Here is a 21,900-nt window from a genome sequence, read left to right as displayed (position 1 = left end):
CGGGAGTTCAGAAGCCGCGCAGACCTACACGGTGCTACTGGTTCTGGTTCTCGCCGCGGTAGTACTCGAAGACCCAGCCCCACAGACCGAACAGGATCACGGGGGCGCCGAAGTACATCAGCCACCAGCCGAAGATGACGCCCATGAACGCGATGGCGCCGCCGACGGCGAGGGCGAGCGGCTGCCAGGAGTGCGGGCTGAAGAAGCCCACCTCGCCGGCGTCGTCCGCGACGTCGGCCTCCTTGTTGTCCTGCGCGCCGGTGTCGACCCGCCGGGCCGTGAAGGCCAGGTAGTAGCCGATCATGATGCACAGGCCGAACGTCAGGAAGAGCGCCGTCGTACCGGCCGGCTCCTTCGACCACACGCCGTAGACACCGGCCATGATCAGGACGAAGAGGCTCAGCCAGATGAACATCTTGCCTTGGACCTTCACTTGCCGGCCTCCTTGCCGCCAGCGAGCGCCTTGGAGCCGTGGCCGGAGTTCTCCAGCTGGTCCAGGGCCGCGATCTCAGGGTGATGCAGGTCGAACGCCGGCGATTCGGAGCGAATGCGCGGCAGGGTGAGGAAGTTGTGCCGCGGCGGCGGGCAGGACGTCGCCCACTCGAGCGAACGGCCGTAGCCCCACGGGTCGTCGACCTCGATCTTCTTGCCGTACTTGGCGGTCTTCCAGACGTTGTAGAAGAACGGCAGGATCGACAGACCGAGCAGGAAGGACGAGATCGTCGAGATCGTGTTCAGCGCGGTGAAGCCGTCGGCCGCGAGGTAGTCCGCGTAACGACGCGGCATGCCCTCGACACCCAGCCAGTGCTGCACCAGGAACGTGCCGTGGAAGCCCACGAACAGCGTCCAGAACGTGATCTTGCCGAGGCGCTCGTCGAGCATCTTGCCGGTGAACTTCGGCCACCAGAAGTGGAATCCGGAGAACATCGCGAAGACGACCGTACCGAAGATCACGTAGTGGAAGTGCGCCACCACGAAGTACGAGTCCGACACGTGGAAGTCCAGCGGCGGGGCCGCCAGGATGACGCCGGTCAGACCACCGAAGGTGAAGGTGATCAGGAAGCCGATCGCCCAGAGCATCGGTGTCTCGAAGGACAACGAGCCCTTCCACATCGTTCCGATCCAGTTGAAGAACTTCACGCCTGTTGGCACGGCGATCAAGAACGTCATGAAGGAGAAGAACGGGAGCAGCACGCCACCGGTCACGTACATGTGGTGCGCCCACACGGTCACGGAGAGACCGGCGATGGCGATCGTCGCGCCGATGAGGCCCGAGTAGCCGAACATCGGCTTTCTCGAGAACACCGGGATCACTTCGGAAATGATTCCGAAGAATGGCAGGGCGATGATGTACACCTCTGGATGGCCGAAGAACCAGAAGAGGTGTTGCCATAGCAGCGCGCCGCCATTTGCGGCGTCGAATACGTGGGCACCGAACTTGCGGTCCGCCTCCAGGGCGAACAGCGCGGCCGCGAGGACCGGGAAGGCCAGCAGGACCAGCACACCGGTCAGCAGCACGTTCCACACGAAGATCGGCATGCGGAACATCGTCATGCCGGGAGCGCGCATGCAGATGATCGTGGTGATGAAGTTGACCGAGCCGAGGATCGTGCCGAAGCCGGAGAAGGCCAGACCCATGATCCACATGTCGGCGCCGATGCCCGGCGAGCGGACGGCGTCCGAGAGCGGCGAGTACGCGAACCAGCCGAAGTCGGCCGCGCCCTGCGGGGTGAGGAAGCCACCCACCGCGATCAGCGAGCCGAACAGGTACAGCCAGTAGGCGAACATGTTCAGTCGCGGGAACGCGACGTCGGGGGCGCCGATCTGCAGCGGCATGATCCAGTTCGCGAAGCCCGCGAACAGCGGCGTCGCGAACATCAGCAGCATGATCGTGCCGTGCATCGTGAACGCCTGGTTGAACTGCTCGTTCGACATGATCTGCGTGCCGGGACGGGCCAGTTCGGCGCGCATGAAGAGCGCCATCAGACCGCCGATGCAGAAGAACGCGAACGACGTGACCAGGTAGAGCGTGCCGATCGTCTTGTGGTCAGTGGTGGTCAGCCACTTGATGACGACGTTGCCCGGCTTCTTGGTCCTGACCGGCAGCTCGTTCTCGTAAGAGTCGTCAGCCGCGGCAGCACCCTGGGGTTCGTTGAGGATGCTCACAGGTTCTTCGTCTCCCGGTCCTTCTCGTGGTCCGTCTGGGCGATGCCAGCCGGGACGTAACCGGTCTGCCCCTTCTTGGCCAGTTCCTCGAGGTGCTTCTTGTACGCCTCGGGAGACACGACCTTCACGTTGAAGAGCATCCTGGAGTGGTCGACGCCGCAGAGCTCGGCGCACTTGCCCAGGAAGGTGCCTTCCTTGTTGGGGGTCACCTCGAAGGCGTTGGTGTGGCCCGGAATGACGTCCTGCTTCATGAGGAACGGCACCACCCAGAAGGAGTGGATGACGTCACGCGAAGTGAGGACGAAGCGGACCTTCTCGCCCTTGGGGAGCCAGAGGGTCGGGCCGGGGTTGTGGGTCACCGGGTCCTTGGAACCCGGAGTACCGACCTCGTAGACACCGCCGGCGTTCGCCGGGAAGTCCTCCTTGAAGCGGCTCGGGATCGCGGAGAGCTCCTTGGAGGTCTTCGCGTCACCGGAGACACCCGGCACGTTCTCGACGTAGTTGAAGCCCCAGCTCCACTGGTAGCCGACCACGTTGATGGTGTGTGCGGGCTTGTCGTCGAGCTTCAGGAGCTTCGACTCGTCGCGCGCGGTGAAGTAGAAGAGGACCGACACGATGATGAGCGGAACCACCGTGTACAGCGCCTCGAGCGGCATGTTGTACCGCGTCTGCGTCGGAACCTCGATCTTGGTGCGGCTACGCCGGTGGAAGATGATGCTCCACAGGATCAGACCCCACACCAGCACGCCCGTGGCGAGCGCTGCCGCCCACGAGCCCTGCCAGAGGGAGAGGATCCGGGGACCTTCTTCCGTCACCGGAGTGGGCATACCAAGACGGGGGAAGTCCTTGTATGTGCAACCGGTAGCGGTTACCAGGATCAGGCCCGCAGTCAGCACCTGCGGCAGCTTCCGCCGCATCGGGCGCCGCGACGAGCGGTCGGAGCCGTTGGGACTCACGTAGCGCCTTCCCGAGAGTCTCGCCCGCGCTGGTTGGCTACGGCCGTCTCGCTGGTCGCTCGCCGCCCTGGCACACGGGCAGGGGTTTGGATGTTTATGCGGACCAAACCCTACTGGACGCTATTTGGGGTCGCGCGGGGAGGGTGCCTAACGCGCCGCGGGTCACTCCGAAGGGTGGGATGTGCCTGCTCCGGGGGGTTTCTGACGGGGGGTCGGAGCGGAGGGCCGGGCGCCTACTGAGGGTGGGGGATTTGTCCGTTGGCGAGTGCCGGTCTCGTCGTGGTTGCTCGCGCAGTTCCCCGCGCCCCTGGGGCGTCTCCCTGCGCGGCGTTCTAGCCTCCTCGCGTGTCCTACTTTGATGTTGCCTCCGCCGCTCCCCTTCATCCCGTTGCCCGCCAGGCGTTGCAGGCCTCGCTCGACGAGGGGTGGGCCGATCCCGCGCGGTTGTACCGGGAAGGGCGACGGGCGCGGCTGCTGCTTGACGCCGCTCGTGAGGCGGCCGCAGAGGCGGTGGGGTGCCGGGCGGACGAGCTCGTGTTCACGTCGTCGGGGACGCGGGCCGTGCACGACGGGATCGCCGGAGCACTCGCCGGCCGTCGGCGTGTCGGGCGGCATCTCGTGGTCTCCGCGGTGGAGCACTCGGCGGTGCTCCATTCGGCGGCGTCCCACGAGGGCGACGGCGGTTCGGTGACCGAGGTGGGCGTGGCGCGGGAGGGTGCCGTGTCCGTTTCGGCGTACGCCGGTGCGCTGCGGGACGACACCGCCCTGGCGTGTCTGCAGTCCGCCAACCACGAGGTGGGGACCGTGCAGCCGGTCGCGGAAGTGGCGCAGGCGTGCCGGGACGCGGGCGTGCCGCTGCTGGTGGACGCGGCGCAGTCGCTGGCCTGGGGTCCGGTGGCGGGTGACTGGTCGCTGCTGGCCGGGAGCGCCCACAAGTGGGGCGGGCCCGCGGGGGTCGGCATCCTCGTCGTGCGCAAGGGGGTGCGGTTCGCGCCTCAAGGGCCTGCCGACGAGCGGGAGTCGGGGCGGGCCGCGGGGTTCGAGAACATTCCGGGCATCGTGGCGGCGGCCGCCTCGCTGCGGGCCGTGCGGGCCGAGGCGGCCGCGGAGGCGGTGCGGCTGCGGGAGTTGACGGACCGGATCCGGGCGCGGGTGCCCGAGCTGGTGACGGACGTGGAGGTCGTCGGCGATCCGGTGCGGCGGTTGCCGCACCTGGTGACGTTCTCGTGTCTGTACGTGGACGGGGAGAGCGTGTTGCACGGGCTCGACCGGGCCGGCTTCTCGGTGTCGTCCGGATCGTCGTGCACCAGCAGCACCCTGACGCCCAGCCATGTGCTGCGTGCCATGGGCGTGGTGAGCGAGGGGAACGTGCGGGTGTCGCTGCCGATGGGTACGCCGGAGTCCGAGGTCGAGCGGTTCCTGGAGGTGTTGCCCGAGGTCGTGGGCGGCGTACGGGAGAAGCTGGGGGCTCCGGTCGCGGCGGCCGCGGGTACGGCGGAGGCGGTGACCGTGGACGCGCTGGGGATGAGCTGCCCGCTGCCCGTCATCGAACTCGCCAGGGCCATCGGGGGCGTACGGGTGGGCGGGACCGTCACCGTCCTCGCCGATGACGAGGTGGCTGCCGTGGACATCCCGGCGTGGTGCTGGACCCAGAAGCAGGAGTACGTGGGAGAGCGGGCGGCGGACCGGGGGGTCGCGTATGTGGTCCGCCGCCTGCGCTGACTTCGAGCGGTACTGGCGGTACTAGGAGAGGTACTGCTGCACCTCGGTCGCGGCGTCGTGGCCGTACGCCTTGGTGAACCGGTCCATGAACGGCGCCCGGCGCAGCTCGTACTCCTGCGTGCCGAGGGTCTCGATGACCAGGGTCGCGAGCATGCAGCCGACCTGGGCCGCGCGCTCCAGGGTGGCGCCCCAGGCGAGGCCCGACAGGAAGCCGGCGCGGAACGCGTCGCCGACGCCGGTCGGGTCGATCTTGGCGTTCTCCTCCGGTACGCCGACCTCGACCGGGTCGTCGCCGACGCGCTCGATGCGGACGCCGCGCGCGCCGAGGGTCGTCACGCGGTGGCCGACCTTGCCGAGGATCTCGGCGTCGGTCCAGCCGGTCTTGGACTCGATGAGGCCCTTCTCGTACTCGTTCGAGAAGAGGTAGGTGGCGCCCTCGAGGAGGGTGCGGATCTCGGCGCCGTCCATGCGGGCGATCTGCTGCGAGAAGTCCGCGGCGAACGGGATCGCGCGGCTGCGGCACTCCTCGGTGTGGCGGAGCATCGCCTCGGGGTCGTCGGCGCCGATGAGGACCAGGTCGAGGCCGCCCACGCGGTCGGCGACGGTCTTCAGCTCGATCTGGCGGGCCTCGCTCATGGCGCCCGTGTAGAAGGAGCCGATCTGGTTGTGGTCGGCGTCCGTGGTGCACACGAAGCGGGCGGTGTGGAGCGTCTCCGAGATGCGGACCGACTCCGTGTCCACGCCGTGGCGGTCGAGCCACGCGCGGTACTCGTCGAAGTCGAAGCCCGCGGAGCCCACCAGGATCGGGCTCGTGCCGAGCTGTCCCATACCGAAGGCGATGTTGGCGCCGACGCCTCCCCGGCGTACGTCGAGGTTGTCGACGAGGAAGGAGAGGGAGACCGTGTGCAGCTGGTCGGCGACGAATTGGTCGGCGAAGCGGCCGGGGAAGGTCATCAGGTGGTCGGTGGCGATGGAGCCGGTGACTGCGATTCGCACGGCGTGAGCACGCTTCCTGAAAGGGGAGGGATTGACGCTTTACGCTACCCGGTTCCCGGCCCTGCTCTGAAGTGCGGAAACTACCTGATAGTAGGCCTTTTGCGGTGAGCTCGAGCGTGCCTACGGTGCGGCTATGACCTACGACGTGTCCTTCATGACCCAGGACGGACTCGCCGCGCTGCGCGGCGACTGCGAGCGGATGGTGCCGCACTGGGTGCTGCCGCGTGCGCCCTGGGAGGTGCGGCAGCCGCATCCCGCGGTCGGGGCGGCCGGTATCCACGGGGTCGTCGTGCCCGCTTCGTCCGCCCGTCTCATCGACGCGATGGCGGACTTCGCCGACTGACGGCGCCCGGGAGGGAACCGCGCGCTCCCCCGACGCGTCCCATCGCTGTCCCCTGTGGCTGTCCCTCATAAAGGGGATGCGGGATACGACGCGGCAGTTGAAGGAGCGATGCGGTGAGCACGGAAGAGCAGACGCAGGATCGACACCGGCGGCGGCGCACGCTGGCGGTCGCCTCGGTCGCGGCGGCTGTGCTGCTCGCCGGGGGCGGTGGCGCGTACCTGGCGACGAGCGCGTCGGGGGAGAAGGCCTCGTCGGGACCCGGCGACGGCGGCACTCCCCCGCCGCTCGCCCTGGACGGCTACTCCGAGGGCGGCAGTCCGGGGAACGCGAACGGGATCGCGCCGGGTGAGCCCGACCCGAACGGCACGCGCTACCGGGCGACCGGCGAGCTGCCCGACGGGCCGGACGAGGCACCCGTCTACCGCGCCGAGGGTGAGGTGGGCGCCGCCGAGGTGGCCGCGCTCGGCAAGGCCCTCGACGTCGGCGGCACGCCCCGACTGGACGGCGACGCCTGGCGGTTGGGCCCGGCGAAGGACGGTTCGGGGCCCTCGCTGCAGGTGAACCGGAAGGCGCCGGGGACCTGGACGTACTCCCGGTACGCGCCGTCGGGCGGTCACAAGTGCAGTGGTGTGGCGAAGTGTTCGGACCCGGTGGGCAGCGGCAGCGAGGGCGACGCGGTGAGCGCGGCCGTCGCGAAGGAGGCGGCGGCACCGATCCTCAAGGCCCTCGGTCAGGACGACGCGAAGCTGGACGCGTCCCAACTCATGGGCGCCACACGGGTGGTGAACGCCGACCCGAAGGTGGGCGGGCTGCCCACGTACGGCTGGTCGACCGGTGTCCAGGTCGGCTCGGACGGTGAAGTGGTGGGCGGCAGTGGGCAGTTGAAGCCGCTGGTCAAGGGTGACACGTACCCCACGATCAGCGCGAAGCAGACCATCGAGCGGCTGAACGGCATGGCGGCCGGGGGCCGGGTGTCGATCGGCGGGTGCGCGAGTGCGGTGCCGCTGGAAGGCGACGCGAAGGGGAGTTCGGCGGGCGCCGAGCAGGGCGCCGGGTGCACGCCCTCGTCGCCGCGGCCGCCCGCGTCCACGACGGTCGCCGTCACCGGGGCCACGTTCGGGCTCGCCGCGCACTACGTCGGCGGGCAGCAGGTGCTGGTGCCGTCGTGGCTGTTCCGGGTGGAGCCGAGCGGCGCGGGTGCGGCCTTCACGGTGACGCATCCGGCGGTGGACCCCAAGTTCCTCGTGGCGCCCGGCAGTTCGGGCAGCACGGCGCCGAGTGCGCCGAGCCCGCGGCCGAGCACGACGTCGTCCGACCCCGGGTCGGACGCGCGGGACGTACGGGTGGAGGGGTACAGCACCGACGGGCGGACGCTGACGCTGCACTTCACCGGGGGCGTGTGCGGGACGTACGCGGCGTCGGCGGACGAGTCGGGGCAGCGGGTGACCGTGCGGGTGACGGAGCACAAGAAGAAGGGGACGGTCTGCATCATGCTGGCGAAGTTCTACACGCTGCCCGTCACCCTGGACGCGCCGCTGGGTGACCGGGCGGTCGTGGGGACGGACGGTTCCACGGTGCCGCCCGCGGAGAAGAACGGGCCGGGCGGGGTGAAGCCGGCGCCGCGGGACTGAGAGCCCGTCGTTGAACCCCCGCAACCTCCGGACATGACGAAGGGCGGCCACCCCGCAATGGGGTGGCCGCCCTTCGTCGTACGACTCGGTACCGCTTAGCTGAACGAGTCGCCGCAGGCGCAGGAACCCGTCGCGTTCGGGTTGTCGATCGTGAAGCCCTGCTTCTCGATGGTGTCGACGAAGTCGATGGAGGCGCCGCCCAGGTACGGGGCGGACATGCGGTCGGTGACGACCTTGACGCCGTCGAAGTCCTTGACGACGTCGCCGTCGAGCGAGCGCTCGTCGAAGAAGAGCTGGTAGCGCAGGCCGGAGCAGCCGCCGGGCTGAACGGCCACCCGCAGGGCCAGGTCCTCGCGGCCTTCCTGCTCGAGCAGAGCCTTGACCTTGCCGGCGGCGGCGTCGCTCAGGATGATGCCGTCGCTGACGGTGGTGGTCTCGTCCGATACGGACATCTACATCTCTCCCGGGTTGTACGGAGACTGCTTGCCGACCATTGCAACCGGCACAGACCCGGATCCATTCCGGATCCTCGAGGTTTTTCGCTTCTCTCCATTCATGCTCGCACACCCGGGGCGGGGCGGGCACGGGGCTCCCGACGAGAAGGCGAGGCGGATTGCGTCACATCGACGAATTGAGTGTCGTCAAACTGACGTGAACCACGTATGATAGATAACGTCATTTCGACGAGAAGCCCCCCGGTGCAAGCACCGGCTCCACTGGAGCGGCTACGCCGCACGGATCTTGTGATCAGAAAGGGTGCGTGACGTGACCACGGCCCAGACCCCCCAGGCCCCTGTCGACCTGGACGTTTCGCCCACGCCACTGGCGTTGCTGCTGCTCGGCCGCGAGGCCGACGCCGGCAGCGAGCGCGGTGTCGACTGCCCCGGCGACCTGCCCTCCCCGTCCGACCCGGACCTGGTGGAGCGGGCCCGCGCGGCCAAGGAGAAGCTCGGCGACAAGGTGTTCGTGCTCGGGCACCACTACCAGCGCGACGAGGTCATCCAGTTCGCCGACGTCACCGGCGACTCCTTCAAGCTGGCGCGCGACGCCGCCGCCCGGCCCGAGGCCGAGTACATCGTGTTCTGCGGTGTGCACTTCATGGCCGAGTCCGCGGACATCCTCACCGGTGACGAGCAGAAGGTCGTGCTGCCCGACCTCGCGGCCGGCTGCTCCATGGCCGACATGGCCACCGCCGAGCAGGTCGCCGAGTGCTGGGACGTGCTGACCGAGGCCGGGATCGCCGAGCAGGTCGTGCCCGTCTCGTACATGAACTCCTCGGCCGACATCAAGGCGTTCACCGGCAAGCACGGCGGCACCATCTGTACGTCGTCCAACGCCGAGCGGGCGCTGAACTGGGCCTTCGAGCAGGGCGACAAGGTGCTCTTCCTGCCCGACCAGCACCTGGGGCGCAACACCGCGGTGCGCGACCTCGGCATGTCGCTCGACGACTGCGTCCTCTACAACCCGCACAAGCCGAACGGCGGCCTGACCGTCGAGGAGCTGCGCGCCGCCAAGATGATCCTGTGGCGCGGGCACTGCTCGGTGCACGGGCGCTTCTCGCTCGACTCGGTCAACGACGTGCGGGCGCGCATACCCGGCGTCAACGTCCTGGTCCACCCCGAGTGCAAGCACGAGGTCGTGGCCGCGGCGGACTACGTCGGTTCGACGGAGTACATCATCAAGGCCCTGGAGGCCGCGCCCGCCGGGTCCAAGTGGGCCATCGGGACCGAGCTGAACCTGGTCCGGCGGCTCGCCAACCGCTTCGCCCCCGAGGGCAAGGAGATCGTCTTCCTCGACAAGACGGTCTGCTTCTGCTCGACCATGAACCGGATCGACCTGCCGCACCTGGTCTGGACCCTGGAGTCCCTGGCCGACGGACAGCTCGTGAACCGGATCGAGGTCGACCGCGAGACGGAACAGTTCGCGAAGCTCGCGCTCGAGCGCATGCTGGCCCTGCCGTAAACCCCCCAAGGGGCGCGGGGAACTGCGCGACCGGCCACGACGGCGCGGCACCCGGAAACGGCGAACAACCCGTAACGGCGAGGAGCCCGGTGCGGACGCAGGATCGCGTCCCCACCGGGCTCCCGGCGTTCAAGCAGCCGTCAGACTCCGGCCGGCTCCGACTCCGGGGCCGGGGACTGGGGCGGCACCCCGGTCTCTCGTTGCCGCTTCGCCGCACGCTTCTTCGCCCGCCTCTCCTTGCGGAGCTCCAGCATCGCGTAGAGCGTCGGGACCAGGAGCAGCGTGAGCAGCGTCGACGTGATCAGGCCGCCGATCACGACCACCGCGAGCGGCTGGGCGATGAAGCCGCCCTCGCCGGTGACGCCGAGCGCCATCGGGAGCAGGGCGAAGATCGTCGCCAGGGCCGTCATCAGGATCGGGCGCAGACGGTGGCGGCCGCCCTCGACCACGGCCTCGACGACGCTCAGGCCCTGGGCCCGGTACTGGTTGATCAGGTCGATCAGCACGATGGCGTTCGTGACCACGATGCCGATGAGCATCAGCATGCCGATCATCGCGGGCACTCCCATCGGCGTACCGGTGGCGACCAGCAGGCCGATCGCGCCGGTGGCCGCGAACGGGATCGACACCAGCAGGATCAGCGGCTGGGCCAGCGACCTGAACGTGGCGACCAGGAGCATGAAGACGATCGCGATCGCCGCGAGCATCGCCAGGCCGAGGTTCTTGAACGCGTCGTCCTGGTCGGAGGTGACGCCCCCGATGGTGGCCTCGGCGCCCTTCGGCAGGTCCAGCTTCTTGATCTTCGACTGGAGGTCGGTGCTGACCGCACCCGTGTTGTCGCCGGTCGGCTTCGCCGTGATGGTGGCGGCGCGGGCGCCGTCGATACGGGTCATCGAGACCGGCCCGTCGACCAGTCGGACCGTGGCGATGTCGCCGAGCCTCACCCCGCCCGGGCCCATGGGCAGCTTCTTCAGCTGGTCCAGGGTCGTGGCCGGGCGGGCCGACTTCACGACGACGTCGCGCTCGGTGTCGTCGAGTATCGCCTTGGCGCTGGTGGTGCCCTTGACCGCCTGGGCGACGGCGGCGCCGAGCGTCGTGTCGTCGTAACCGGCCGCGGCGGCCTCGGAGTTGGCGCGCACCGAGATCCGCGGGACCGACTGCGACAGGTCGCTGGTGACGTCGGTGACGTGGTCGAGCGAGGCGACCGCCTTGCGGACCTGCTCGGACGCCGTGCGCAGGACGTCGCCGTCGGCGGCCTTCACGACCACGCTCAGGTCCTGGCTGCCGAAGCCGTCACCGGCCGAGATCGTCGTCGTACCGACATCGGACAGCTTGCCGAGCTCGCGCTCGATGCGGTCCTGCGTGTCCTCGTACGACGCCTTGTCCTTCAGCGTCACCTGGTACGAGGCCTGGTTGGTGTCGGTGCCGCCGCCGAAGGCCGCCATGAATCCGGAGGAGCCGACGGTGACCTGGTAGTCCTTGATCTCGTCGATGCCCTGGAGCACCTTCTCGATCTTCTGCGCGGACGCGTCGGTCGCGCCCAGGCTGGTGCCCGGCTTCAACTCCTGCTTGATGGTGAGGACTTCCTGCTCGCCCTGGTCGAAGAAGTTGGTCTTCAGCAGGGGCGCCATGCCGAACGTGCCGACCAGGACCACGATCGCGAGAGCCACGCTGGTGAGGCGGCGGCGCGTCGCGAAGCGCAGGACGGGGACGTAGATCCGCTGGAGCCAGGAGCGGTTCTCCTTCTCCTCGGCCTTGCGGCGGGCCTCCTCCGGGTCGACGCCCTGGATCGACTTGGGCGCGCGCAGGAACCAGTAGGAGAGGACCGGGACGACCGTCAGCGAGACGAGCAGCGAGGCGATCAGGGCCGCCGTCACCGTGATCGAGAACGAGCCGAAGAGCTCGCCGACCATGCCGCCGACCAGACCGATGGGCAGGAAGACGGCCACGGTCGTCAGCGTCGAGGACGTGACCGCGCCCGCGACCTCGCGGACCGCCTTGAGGATCGCCTCCTGGCGTTCCTCGCCGTAGCCGAGATGGCGCTTGATGTTCTCCAGGACGACGATCGAGTCGTCCACGACGCGGCCGATCGCGATGGTGAGCGCGCCGAGCGTGAGCATGTTGAGGGAGAGGTCGCCGATCCACAGGACGATCAGCGCGAGGACCACCGACAGCGGGATGGAGACCGCCGTCACCAGGGTCGAGCGCAGCGACGCCAGGAACACCAGGATCACGATCACCGCGAAGAGCAGGCCGAGCGCACCCTCCGTGGTCAGGCCCGAGATGGACTTGGAGACGGCCGGGCCCTGGTCGCTGACGACCGTCAACTTCGCGCCGGAGCCCAGGTCTTGACGCAGGCCGGGCAGCTTGTCCTTGACGGCGTTGGAGATGGAGACCGCGGAACCGTCGTGGTCCATGGTGACCATGACCGCGAGGCTCGGCCTGCCGTCGGTGCGGGTGATGGAGTCCGCCGCGGACTGCTGCTGCTTCACCGTGGCGAGGTCACCGAGGCGCACGGGCTTCTTGACGCCCTGCCCGGTGACCATCAGGTCCTCGATCTGGCGCAGCGAGGTGAAGCCGCCGCCGACCTGGACGGTGCGGTTGTGGCCGCCCTCGGCGAACGAACCGGCGGGCAGCGTGGCACCACCGGCCTGCAGCGACCGGCCGAGGGTCTGGACGGTGACGCCCGCCGCGGCCATCTTCTTGTCGTCGGGGGTGACGTTCACCTGGAGGTCGCGGACGCCGTCGACGGTGACCTGGCCGACGCCGTCGATGTCCTTGAGGGACGGCACGACGGTCTTGTCGAGCTGGTCGGCGAGCGCCTGCTGGTCCTTGTCGGAGGTGACGGCGAGCACGACGGTCGGAATGTCGTCGGTGGAGCCCGCGATGACCTGCGGGTCGACGTCGTCGGGCAGCCCGGCGCGGGCCCGGTTCACGGCCTGCTGGACGTCGGCGACGATCTGCTTGGAGCCGCTGCCGAAGTCGAACCGGGCCATGAGGACCGCATTGCCCTCGCTGGCCGTCGAGGTGATGCCGGTGACCCCATCGACCGCGTCGATGGAGTTCTCCAGCGGCTCGACGACCTGCTTCTCCACCACGTCGGGGGACGCGCCCTGGTAGGGGGCCAGGACGGAGACCATGGGCAGTTCGATGGAGGGCAGCAACTGCTGCTTGAGCTGGGGGATCGCGATCGCGCCGAAGGCGATGGCGATGAGGGACACCAGGCCGATCAGGGCGCGTTGGGCGAGGCTGAATCTCGACAGCCAGGACATGGAAGTGGTTCTCTCCGTCGACGTGAGCGGGGGGGGACGACGGCTCCTGACACGCGCTGACACGTGCTGACACGTGCTGACACATCCTGACGCGGACATGCGCAGGAGCCTCGTACACCCTCGGGCACGGCGGGGACCGGAATCGTCGCTCCCAAGTCCCGTTCTTCCACGAGAGCTACTGCGGCCGTAGTAGGCGCGGGGCCCGCGTCACTCCACCCGTGGGCGGACCAGGCCCGATTCGTACGCAATCACGACGAGTTGGGCCCGGTCGCGGGCGCCGAGCTTGGCCATCGCCCGGTTCACGTGGGTCTTCACGGTGAGCGGGCTGACCTCGAGGCGCTCGGCGATCTCGTCGTTGGAGTGGCCGCCCGCGACCTGGATCAGGACCTCGCGCTCGCGCCCGGTGAGCGCCGCGAGCCGCTCCCCGTGCGGGCCGCCCGGCCGCTCGCCCTCCTGGTAACCCTCGCCCTGCGCAAGGAACTTGGCGATCAGCCCCTTGGTCGCGGCGGGCGAGAGCAGCGCGTCCCCGGCGGCCGCGATCCGTACGGCGCCGAGCAGTTCGTCGGGCTCCGCGCCCTTGCCGAGGAAGCCCGAGGCGCCGGCCCGCAGCGACTGCACCACGTACTCGTCGACCTCGAACGTCGTCAGCATCACGACGCGCACCCGGGCGAGTTCGGGGTCGGCGCTGATCTCGCGGGTCGCGGCGAGGCCGTCGGTGCCGGGCATCCGGATGTCCATGAGGACGACGTCGGGCCGCTCGGCGCGCGCGAGCCGGACGGCCTCGGCCCCGTCGGACGCCTCCCCCACCACTTCCATGTCGGGTTCGGAGTCGACGAGCACCCGGAAGGCGCTGCGCAGCAGGGCCTGGTCGTCGGCCAGGAGGACCCTGATGGTGCCGCTGGTGCCACTGGTGCCGCTGGTGCCGATGATGGCGCCGGTCATGTGGTGGGGTCCCCTGACGTGATGGTGCGGTCGTTGACCGGAAGGATCGCATGGACGCGGAAACCGCCGCCGTAGCGAGGTCCCGCGGTGAGGGCGCCGCCGAGGGCGGTGACCCGCTCGCGCATGCCCAGCAGGCCGTGTCCGCCGTTCTCGTCGGGGCGACTGTCGGTGCGGCCCGGCCCGTCGTCGAGGACCGAGACCTCCACGTTGGGTCCCACGCGCACGACGCTGACCTCGGCCTTCGCGTCGGCGCCCGCGTGCTTCTGTACGTTCGTCAGGGCTTCCTGCACGATGCGGAACGCGGCCAGGTCGACGGCGGCGGGCAGCGGCGGGGCGTCCTTGGCGCGGGCCACCTCGACGGGCAGGCCCGCGTTGCGGAACGTGTCGACGAGGTCGTCGAGCCGCTCCAGGCCCGGGGCCGGTTCGGTGGGCGCCTCGGGATCGCCGGACTGCCTCAACAGGCCGACGGTGGCGCGGAGTTCGTTGAGCGCGGAGCGGCTGGCCTCGCGGACGTGCGAGAGGGCTTCCTTCGCCTGGTCGGGCCGCTTGTCCATGACGTGGGCGGCGACCCCGGCCTGCACGTTGACGAGGGCGATGTGGTGGGCGACGACGTCGTGCAGATCGCGGGCGATGCGCAGGCGCTCCTCGGCGACGCGACGCCTGGCCTCCTCCTCGCGGGTGCGCTCGGCCCGCTCCGCGCGCTCCCTTATCGCGGAGACGAAGGCGCGCCGGGAGCGGACTGCGTCGCCCGCGGCCGCGGCCATGCCGGTCCACGCGAAGATGCCGAGGTTCTCCTGGGCGTACCAGGGCAGGGGTCCGACGAGCATGGCGACGCCGGTGAGGACCGCCATCGTGGCCAGGCCCACGCGCCAGGTGGTGGGGCGGTCGGTGCGGGCGGCGACCGTGTACAGGGCGACGACCGCGGACATCACGACGGGGGCGCGGGGTTCGCCGGTGACCAGTTCGACGAGGGAGACGGTCGCGGTCGCGGCGAGGACGTACATCGGGGCCGTGCGCCGGAAGACGAGGGCGGCGGCGCCGAGCGTCATCAGGAGGACGCTCAGGCCGTCCGGGGTGCGGGCGCCCCAGGCGTAGGTGCCGTCCGAGTTGTTGTTCGGGTCGACGAAGGAACCGGCGACCATGCAGAGGAGAACGCCGAGCGCGACGACGGCGTCCAGGGCCAGGGGATGGGTTCTGGCCCACCGTACGAGGGGGGTCACCGGGGTCACGGTAGCCGCCCCCTCTGTGGGTCTGTCGGTCCGGGCCGGGGTCCTGGAGGGGTCAGCCGGGGATCAGCCCGTCGTCGCTGAGCATGTCCTTGACCTCGTCCAGCGTCGCGTCCGGTGCGGGCAGGATCAGCTCCGAGGGCTCCAGTGCGTCGTCCGGCAGCGGGGTGCCCAGGTGGCGGACCGCGTCGAGGAGGGCGGTGAGCGTGCGACGGAAGCCGTCCTCGTCGCCGCGCTCCATCTCCGCGAGCAGTTCGTCGTCCAGCTTGTTGAGCTCGGCGAAGTGGCTGTCCGCCAGCTTCACCTGGCCCTCCCCCATGATCCGTACGATCATGACGCCCTCCTGTGGGCTGCTACTGCTTGTCGAAGCGCGGGGTGTCCTGCGGCTGCTGGGTCTGCTGGGTCCCTGCGGCGCCGCCCTCGATCGCCTGCTGCGACGCGGACGGGCCTCCGGCCAGCTCCTGCTTCATGCGCTGCAGTTCCAGCTCTACATCCGTACCACCGGAGAGCCGGTCCAGCTCGGCGGCGATGTCGTCCTTGGCCATGCCGGTCGGGTCGTCCAGGGCACCGGAGGCGAGCAGCTCGTCGATGGCGCCGGCCCGCGCCTGCATCTGCTGGGTCTTGTCCTCGGCGCGCTGGATGGCCAGGCCCACGTCGCCCATCTCCTCGGAGATGCCGGAGAACGCCTCGCCGATCCGGGTCTGTGCCTGCGCCGCCGTGTACGTGGCCTTGATGGTCTCCTTCTTCGTACGGAAGGCGTCGACCTTGGCCTGCAGCCGCTGGGCCGCGAGGGTGAGCTTCTCCTCCTCGCCCTGCAGCGTCTGGTGCTGCGTCTCCAGGTCCGTGACCTGCTGCTGGAGCGCGGCGCGGCGGGACAGTGCCTCGCGGGCCAGGTCCTCGCGCCCGAGGGCGAGCGCCTTGCGGCCCTGGTCCTCCAGCTTGGACGACTGCGACTGCAGCTGGCCCAGCTGCAGCTCCAGGCGCTTGCGGGACGTGGCGACGTCCGCGACGCCGCGGCGCACCTTCTGCAGCAGCTCGAGCTGCTTCTGGTACGAGTAATCGAGGGTCTCGCGCGGATCCTCGGCCCGGTCAAGGGCCTTGTTCGCCTTCGCGCGGAAGATCATCCCCATACGCTTCATGACACCGCTCATGGGCTTCGCGCGCCCCCTTCTGACAGATTCGACCGGCCGTCCAGCTCCAGCACTGCGACACAACCCACAGTACGGGTCCTGCATCTATTACCGCACTGTTCAGGTGCGGATGCGCTCATCCCCAAGGACGACTGCGTCCTGCTCCGCTCCGGCGTAAGGAGTAGGTGTGCCCCTATGGACGCAGGGTGTTGCCGGATCGTTCCCCACGGGCCTGTGGCCCACACCTGGCCACCACGTACCCTTGGTTTTTGTGTTCCGTAGCCGATCCAAGGACGACAAGGCCCCGGCGTCGCCGGTAGCCGAGTCCACGCAGACCCGTGACCCGCAGGCGCCCAAGGGCCGCCCCACGCCGAAGCGCAGCGAGGCCCAGACGCAGCGCCGCAGCGTGGCCAACACCAAGATGTCGCCGAAGGAGGCGCGCTCCCGACAGCGCGACGAGCGGCGCACCGCGATGGAGCGCCAGCGTGCCGCGCTCGCCAGTGGTGACGAGCGCTATCTGCCCGCCCGCGACAAGGGCCCCGTGCGCAAGTACGCGCGCGACTTCGTCGACTCGCGGTTCTGCATCGCCGAGTACTTCCTGCCGATGGCCGTGATCATCCTCGTCCTGAGCATGGTCCGCGTCGGCTCGCTGCAGAACATCGCGCTGCTGCTGTGGCTCTTCGTGATCGTCGCGATCGTGATCGACTCGGCCATCACCGGCTTCCGCCTGAAGAAGCAGCTGGCGGAGAAGTTCCCGAACGAGCGCCGCAAGGGCGCCGTCGCGTACGCCCTGATGCGCACCCTGCAGATGAAGCGGCTGCGGCTGCCCAAGCCCCAGGTCAAGCGCGGGGAGCGGCCCTGAGCGCGGAGCCTTTCGCCGGTGACGCGGTGCAGTCCTGGCTCGGGAAACTGGGCGGGCTGCGCAACGTCGTACGGCAGGAGCTGGTGGCCCGGCAGCTCGACGAACAGATAGCCGGCCGGTTCCCCGTCGGGCAGCGGCTGCGGGTGCTCGACGTCGGAATGGGCCAGGGCACGCAGGCGCTGCGCCTGGCCCGGGCCGGTCACAGGGTGACGGGCGTGGAGCAGGACCCCGGGATGGTCGCCGCCGCGCGCTCGGCGCTGGCTGACGAGCCTGCGGGGGTGCGCGAGCGGGTCCGTCTCGTCGAGGGCAGCGGCATGGAGACGGGGGTCCACTTCCTGCCGGGCAGTTTCGACGTCGTGCTCTGTCACGGCGTCCTGATGTACGTCGAGGACCCGGACGCGCTGCTCGCGGGCCTGGCCCGGATGCTGGCCCCGGGCGGCCTGCTCTCGCTGCTCGTGCGGAACGCGGACGCGCTCGCGATGCGGCCGGGCCTGGCCGGTGACTGGGTCACCGCGCTCGGCGCCTTCGACCAGGTCACGTACACCAATCGGCTCGGCCTCGACGTGCGGGCCGACCGGCTCGACGCGCTGACGGCGACGCTGGCGGGGATCGGCGCCCCGCTGCACGCCTGGTACGGGGTGCGGGTCTTCACCGACCAGGCCAAGGACGGGGAAGGGCCGCCGGAGCGCGGGGAGCTGCAGACGCTGCTCGCCGCGGAGGAGCGGGCCGGGCGCAGCGAGCCGTATCGGCGGGTGGCGGCGCTGTTGCATCTGTGCGGGGTCCGGGGCTGAGAGCCTGTCTTTGAACCCCCGTCGTCCGCGCGCAGCGCGGGCGCAGCGGCGGTCGGGTGCGTGCGATCGGCGTGCGGCGGTCCAGGACATGTGGCGAAGCCACCAGTCCTGGACCGCCGTGCGGCTGGGGCCGTGCGACCTCGTTCGCGGCCCCTGTTCGGCGGCTCACGGCGGGCGTCCGCGGCGCCCGAAAGTGACAATCCGGGCATGGACGTCTCTCGTAATCGCCGTACGCGCATCGCGCGCCTCACCCTGCCGCTGACCGCCGCCGTGTGCGCGGCGGCGCTCGTCTCCGGCTGTTCGGGCTCCGGCTCGTCCGGGTCCGCCGACACCACCACGCAGGCCGCCGCGCCGGTCAAGGCCGACAGCCTGCAGGACGACTACCAGAAGGTCATCAAGCAGGTCCTGCCCTCGGTGGTGCAGATCCGGGCCTCGTCCGACCTCGGCTCCGGCGTCGTCTACGACGACCAGGGGCACATCGTGACGAACGCGCACGTGGTCGGCGACGAGAAGACGTTCAAGGTCACGACGTCCAACAGCACCGACGAACTCACCGCGGAGCTCGTCTACGCGTACCCGGAGCAGGACCTCGCCGTCATCAAGCTGGACAAGGTGCCGGACGGGCTGAAGGCGGCCACGTTCGGGGACTCCTCGAAGGTGGCGGTCGGGCAGATCACGCTGGCGATGGGCTCGCCGCTCGGTCTGTCGTCGAGCGTCACGCAGGGCATCGTGTCGGCGACCGGGCGGACCGTGAGCGAGAGCCGGTCCGGCGGCGGGACGGGCGCGACCATCGGGAACATGGTGCAGACGTCCGCGGCGATCAACCCCGGCAACAGCGGCGGCGCCCTGGTCAATCTGGACGGCGAGGTCATCGGCATCCCCACGCTCGCGGCGACCGACCCCGACATGGGCGACAGCGCGGCGCCCGGCATCGGGTTCGCGATCCCCGCGTCCATGGTCACGACGGTCGCCGACCAGGTGATCAAGAACGGCAAGGTGACGGACTCCGGGCGGGCCGCGCTCGGCGTCACCGGCCGCACGGTCCTCGACGACGGGTACCAGCCGGCCGGGGTCGCCGTGGTCTCCGTGACCGACGGCGGCGGGGCCGACAAGGCGGGGATCGAGGACGGGGACATCATCACCGGGTTCGGCGACACCGAGGTGACGACCATGCAGTCGCTGTCGGAGGCGCTGGCCGAGAAGAAGCCCGGGGACAAGGTGGCGGTGACGTACACGCGGGACGGGTCGAAGAAGGAGGCCGAGGTCACGCTCGGCGAGATCTGAGGACGTCCGCGACGCGACAGCGGGCGGGGCCCGGAGGACGTGTGTCTCCGGGCCCCGCCCGCTGTCGCTGTGCTGTTCGGTGCCGTGCCTACGACGCGGACGCGTCCTCCGCGTGCAGGCTCATCGGGCCGTAGATGACCGTCGCGTCCTCGGAGAGGGTGACCTGGTCCGCGCCACCGTCGGCCAGGGCCTTCCAGTTCTCACCGATCCAGGACTCGGCGTCGCCCTGCGTCGTGAACTCCTCCGGCGCCACCGCCGGGGACACCTCGGTCCCGTCGCTCTTCTCGAACCGCCACGTCCATGCCGCCATGTCAGCCTCCCGGAAACGGATGTACCCGGAAGCCTAGCCGGGCGCGCGGCGCCGGAGGCCGCGCGGGAGGATCTTCCTGTGGAACTGACTCTGCTCGGCACCGGCGCCCCCGAAGGGCTGCCCCGCCCCGACTGCCCCTGCGCGGCCTGCGCGACCTCGCTCGGCCCCGGTGTGCGCGCCGCGACGGCCCTGCTGATCGACGGGACGCTGCTGCTCGACCTGACGCCGGGGGCCGTGTTCGCGGCGGCCCGCGCGGGGCACAGCCTCGGCGGAGTCCGGCAGGTGCTGCTCTCCCATCCGCACGACGGGCCCGCGGTCGAGGTGCCGGCGGGGCTGCCGCAGCCGGGCCGGGTGCCGGACGGGCGTGAGCTCGCGCTGCTGACCGGGCACCGGGTGCGGGCGCTCGCCCTGGACGCGCCGGGTACGGGCTACGAGGTGGCGGGGCCGACCGGCGAGCGGCTGCTGTACCTGCCGCCGCGGGCCGCGCCCGCGGGGCTCGAACCGGCGCGGGCGCCGTACGAGATGGTCGTCCTGGACGTCATCGGGCGGCCCGACGCGCTGGCGCGGCTGCGGTCGGTGGGCGCGGTCGGGCCGACCACCGACGTCGTCGCCGTCCACCTGGACCACGACGTGCCGCCGGGGCCCGAGCTGACCCGGCGCCTGGCGGCCGCGGGGGCACGGGCGGTACCGGACGGGACGACCCTGGACGTGGGCGCGTACGAGAACGTGCCCGACGTCCCGCGCAGGACGCTGGTCCTGGGTGGCGCCCGCTCCGGGAAGTCGGTCGAGGCGGAGCGGCGTCTGGCGGCGTTCCCCGACGTGCTGTACGTGGCGACGGGCGGGACGCGGGGCGGTGACGGCGAGTGGGCCCAGCGGGTCGCCCTCCACCGCGAGCGGCGACCGGGGTCGTGGCGCACCGCCGAGACCTGCGACCTCGTACCGCTGCTCACGGACGACGAGGACGCCGCGCCCCTGCTCGTCGACTGCCTCTCCCTGTGGCTGACGTACGCGATGGACGAGGTGGGGGCCTGGGACGACGCCGAGTGGGCGGGCGGGGGCGAGAAGGCGCTGCGGGCGCGGGTCGCCGAACTCGTCGACGCGGTACGGCATGCGCGGCGCCCCGTCGTGGCCGTGTCGAACGAGGTCGGCTCGGGCATCGTGCCCGCGACGGCGTCCGGCCGCCGCTACCGGGACGAACTCGGCCGCCTGAACGCGGCGTTCGCGGCCGAGTGCGAGCAGGTGCTGCTGGTCGTGGCGGGGCAGGCGCTGACGCTGCGCGGCTGACGGGGTGGCAGGGCGGACGCCACGTGCGCGAACGGGCCGGGTGTGCCGCCGCGGGCAGACGCCTGCCGCCCGCCCCCGCCGACAGGCTGATCGCGTGGGCCGGTCGGACGTGTCCGCTTGCCCCGGTTCGTCGCGTGGCCTGTCGTGTCCCCTATGACGATCAGCGAGTACATCGACGACGCGGCCGTCCCGCACGCCGACGAGAAGATCGACCCGCGGCTCCAGGGGGTGCCGGAGACGCTGTTGTGGACGCTGTGGAACCGGGCCTGTGAGGCCCGACGGCCCGACGCCGTGCTGCACGACCCCATGGCGCAGCGGCTCGTCGAGGCCATCGACTACCCCTTCGAGGACCGGCTCGGGCCCGCGCACCCGCTGTTCTCGCAGGTGCAGGGGCTCAGGTCGCTGACCTTCGACCGGGCCGTGCAGGACTACGTCGCCCACCACCCGTACGCGACCGTCGTGGCGCTCGGCGAGGGCCTGGAGACCGGGTTCTGGCGGTCCGACAACGGAACCCTGCAGTGGCTGAGCGTGGAGCTGCCCGAGGTCGCCGAGTTGCGCGAGCGGCTGCTGCCCACGCATCCGCGGCATCACATCGTGTCCGGTTCCGTGACGGATCTGAGCTGGCTGGAGCGGGTGCGGGACCGCGACAAGGGGTGCATCGTCACCGCGCAGGGCCTGATGATGTATCTGCGGCCGGGTGACGTACGCGCCGTCATCGCCGCCTGCGCCGAGCAACTGCCGGGCGGGGCAATGGTGTTGGACTCGTTGCCGCGGTGGGTGACGAAGGCTACGCGTCAAGGGAAGCTGAAGGTCGGGCAGTTGACCATTCCGGCGATGCACTGGTCCATGGCCGGGGACGAGCGGGACAAGCTGTACTCCGCTCACCCGGGGATCGCCGACGTGCGGGCGTTGACCATGCCTCCCGGGCGAGGGCGGATGGGGGCGCTCATCGAGCGGCAGCACCGGATCCCGCTGTTCCGGTCGATCTCGCCCGCCGTCACCGAGGTGCGCTTCACGTGAGGT

20 protein-coding genes are annotated in these 21,900 nt (G+C 70.4%); 9 read left to right on the top strand and 11 right to left on the bottom strand.

Going from position 1 to position 21,900, the window contains the following annotated elements; all coding sequences use genetic code 11:
• Window positions 1–34: 34 nt before the first annotated feature.
• From ACIBUY_RS21510 to coxB, 3 genes are read right to left on the bottom strand one after another with little or no spacing between them, the layout of a single operon-like run.
• Window positions 35–433 carry a cytochrome c oxidase subunit 4 gene (locus tag ACIBUY_RS21510; protein ID WP_365564564.1) on the bottom strand — a complete coding sequence of 133 codons (399 nt, stop codon included), beginning with the start codon at window positions 431–433 and terminating at the stop codon, window positions 35–37.
• The gene (gene ctaD / locus ACIBUY_RS21505) at window positions 430–2,166 is read right to left on the bottom strand and encodes a cytochrome c oxidase subunit I (RefSeq protein WP_365564567.1); all 1,737 of its coding nucleotides are present in this window, start codon (window positions 2,164–2,166) and stop codon (window positions 430–432) included. Before ctaD ends, ACIBUY_RS21510 begins: the two co-directional genes overlap by 4 nt.
• The gene (gene coxB, locus ACIBUY_RS21500; protein ID WP_365564569.1) at window positions 2,163–3,122 is read right to left on the bottom strand and encodes a cytochrome c oxidase subunit II; all 960 of its coding nucleotides are present in this window, start codon (window positions 3,120–3,122) and stop codon (window positions 2,163–2,165) included. Before coxB ends, ctaD begins: the two co-directional genes overlap by 4 nt.
• A gap of 345 nt (window positions 3,123–3,467) precedes the next feature.
• Here coxB and ACIBUY_RS21495 point away from each other — a divergent pair, with 345 nt between their 5' ends.
• Window positions 3,468–4,844: a cysteine desulfurase/sulfurtransferase TusA family protein gene (locus ACIBUY_RS21495; RefSeq protein ID WP_399153355.1), complete on the top strand. Its 1,377-nt coding sequence runs from the start codon at window positions 3,468–3,470 to the stop codon at window positions 4,842–4,844.
• 21 nt (window positions 4,845–4,865) lie between these two features.
• Here ACIBUY_RS21495 and ACIBUY_RS21490 read toward each other — a convergent pair whose 3' ends face one another.
• Window positions 4,866–5,840, bottom strand: a complete 975-nt coding sequence (locus ACIBUY_RS21490) for a carbohydrate kinase family protein (protein WP_365564574.1) — start codon at window positions 5,838–5,840, stop codon at window positions 4,866–4,868.
• Window positions 5,841–5,973: 133 nt separating this feature from the next.
• On the opposite strand from ACIBUY_RS21490, the gene ACIBUY_RS21485 reads away from it, so the two are divergent.
• Together ACIBUY_RS21485 and ACIBUY_RS21480 are read left to right on the top strand one after the other, a co-directional pair.
• Entirely contained in the window at window positions 5,974–6,183 is a 210-nt protein-coding gene (locus ACIBUY_RS21485) for a hypothetical protein (protein ID WP_399153354.1), read from the top strand.
• Window positions 6,184–6,296: 113 nt separating this feature from the next.
• The gene (locus ACIBUY_RS21480; RefSeq protein WP_399153353.1) at window positions 6,297–7,814 is read left to right on the top strand and encodes a hypothetical protein; all 1,518 of its coding nucleotides are present in this window, start codon (window positions 6,297–6,299) and stop codon (window positions 7,812–7,814) included.
• Window positions 7,815–7,909: 95 nt separating this feature from the next.
• Here the strand turns inward: ACIBUY_RS21480 and ACIBUY_RS21475 are convergent, their stop codons facing one another.
• The gene (locus tag ACIBUY_RS21475; RefSeq protein ID WP_365561961.1) at window positions 7,910–8,266 is read right to left on the bottom strand and encodes an iron-sulfur cluster assembly accessory protein; all 357 of its coding nucleotides are present in this window, start codon (window positions 8,264–8,266) and stop codon (window positions 7,910–7,912) included.
• Between the two features lie 313 nt (window positions 8,267–8,579).
• On the opposite strand from ACIBUY_RS21475, the gene nadA reads away from it, so the two are divergent.
• The gene (gene nadA / locus ACIBUY_RS21470) at window positions 8,580–9,776 is read left to right on the top strand and encodes a quinolinate synthase NadA (RefSeq protein WP_365561958.1); all 1,197 of its coding nucleotides are present in this window, start codon (window positions 8,580–8,582) and stop codon (window positions 9,774–9,776) included.
• Between the two features lie 140 nt (window positions 9,777–9,916).
• Here nadA and ACIBUY_RS21465 read toward each other — a convergent pair whose 3' ends face one another.
• From ACIBUY_RS21465 to ACIBUY_RS21445, 5 genes are all read right to left on the bottom strand, one after another.
• Window positions 9,917–13,048 carry an efflux RND transporter permease subunit gene (locus tag ACIBUY_RS21465; RefSeq protein ID WP_399153352.1) on the bottom strand — a complete coding sequence of 1,044 codons (3,132 nt, stop codon included), beginning with the start codon at window positions 13,046–13,048 and terminating at the stop codon, window positions 9,917–9,919.
• A 207-nt stretch (window positions 13,049–13,255) separates the two neighbouring features.
• Entirely contained in the window at window positions 13,256–13,990 is a 735-nt protein-coding gene (locus tag ACIBUY_RS21460) for a response regulator (protein WP_399153351.1), read from the bottom strand.
• Window positions 13,987–15,210 (bottom strand): sensor histidine kinase, encoded by a 1,224-nt coding sequence (locus tag ACIBUY_RS21455; protein ID WP_365561949.1) that lies wholly within the window; start codon window positions 15,208–15,210, stop codon window positions 13,987–13,989. The genes ACIBUY_RS21460 and ACIBUY_RS21455 overlap by 4 nt, the downstream gene beginning before the upstream one ends.
• 61 nt (window positions 15,211–15,271) lie before the next feature.
• On the bottom strand, window positions 15,272–15,550 hold the full coding sequence (locus tag ACIBUY_RS21450; protein ID WP_365561946.1) for a hypothetical protein: 279 nt from the start codon (window positions 15,548–15,550) through the stop codon (window positions 15,272–15,274).
• 19 nt (window positions 15,551–15,569) lie between these two features.
• Window positions 15,570–16,367: a PspA/IM30 family protein gene (locus tag ACIBUY_RS21445; protein WP_365561945.1), complete on the bottom strand. Its 798-nt coding sequence runs from the start codon at window positions 16,365–16,367 to the stop codon at window positions 15,570–15,572.
• A gap of 211 nt (window positions 16,368–16,578) precedes the next feature.
• Between ACIBUY_RS21445 and ACIBUY_RS21440 the strand changes: the two genes are divergently transcribed.
• The 3 genes from ACIBUY_RS21440 to ACIBUY_RS21430 all read left to right on the top strand — a co-directional run bounded on the left by ACIBUY_RS21440 (window position 16,579) and on the right by ACIBUY_RS21430 (window position 19,283).
• A complete protein-coding gene (locus ACIBUY_RS21440; RefSeq protein WP_365562042.1) occupies window positions 16,579–17,208 on the top strand; it encodes a DUF3043 domain-containing protein in 630 nt (209 codons plus the stop codon).
• 26 nt (window positions 17,209–17,234) lie between these two features.
• Window positions 17,235–17,999 (top strand): methyltransferase domain-containing protein, encoded by a 765-nt coding sequence (locus tag ACIBUY_RS21435; protein ID WP_365561943.1) that lies wholly within the window; start codon window positions 17,235–17,237, stop codon window positions 17,997–17,999.
• Between the two features lie 207 nt (window positions 18,000–18,206).
• Complete coding sequence (locus ACIBUY_RS21430; protein WP_365561940.1) at window positions 18,207–19,283, top strand: trypsin-like peptidase domain-containing protein; 1,077 nt, start codon at window positions 18,207–18,209, stop codon at window positions 19,281–19,283.
• 88 nt (window positions 19,284–19,371) lie between these two features.
• Here ACIBUY_RS21430 and ACIBUY_RS21425 read toward each other — a convergent pair whose 3' ends face one another.
• Window positions 19,372–19,593 carry a hypothetical protein gene (locus tag ACIBUY_RS21425; protein ID WP_365561938.1) on the bottom strand — a complete coding sequence of 74 codons (222 nt, stop codon included), beginning with the start codon at window positions 19,591–19,593 and terminating at the stop codon, window positions 19,372–19,374.
• Between the two features lie 78 nt (window positions 19,594–19,671).
• Between ACIBUY_RS21425 and ACIBUY_RS21420 the strand changes: the two genes are divergently transcribed.
• Complete coding sequence (locus ACIBUY_RS21420) at window positions 19,672–20,877, top strand: bifunctional adenosylcobinamide kinase/adenosylcobinamide-phosphate guanylyltransferase (RefSeq protein WP_399153350.1); 1,206 nt, start codon at window positions 19,672–19,674, stop codon at window positions 20,875–20,877.
• Window positions 20,878–21,030: 153 nt separating this feature from the next.
• Window positions 21,031–21,897 carry a class I SAM-dependent methyltransferase gene (locus ACIBUY_RS21415; RefSeq protein ID WP_399153349.1) on the top strand — a complete coding sequence of 289 codons (867 nt, stop codon included), beginning with the start codon at window positions 21,031–21,033 and terminating at the stop codon, window positions 21,895–21,897.
• The last annotated feature ends 3 nt before the right edge of the window (window positions 21,898–21,900 follow it).

Source organism: Streptomyces sp. NPDC050085, assembly GCF_044460595.1.
Classification (GTDB): domain Bacteria; phylum Actinomycetota; class Actinomycetes; order Streptomycetales; family Streptomycetaceae; genus Streptomyces.
Note: the sequence above shows the minus strand (reverse complement) of the source record. Positions and strands in the feature narration are given on the sequence as shown.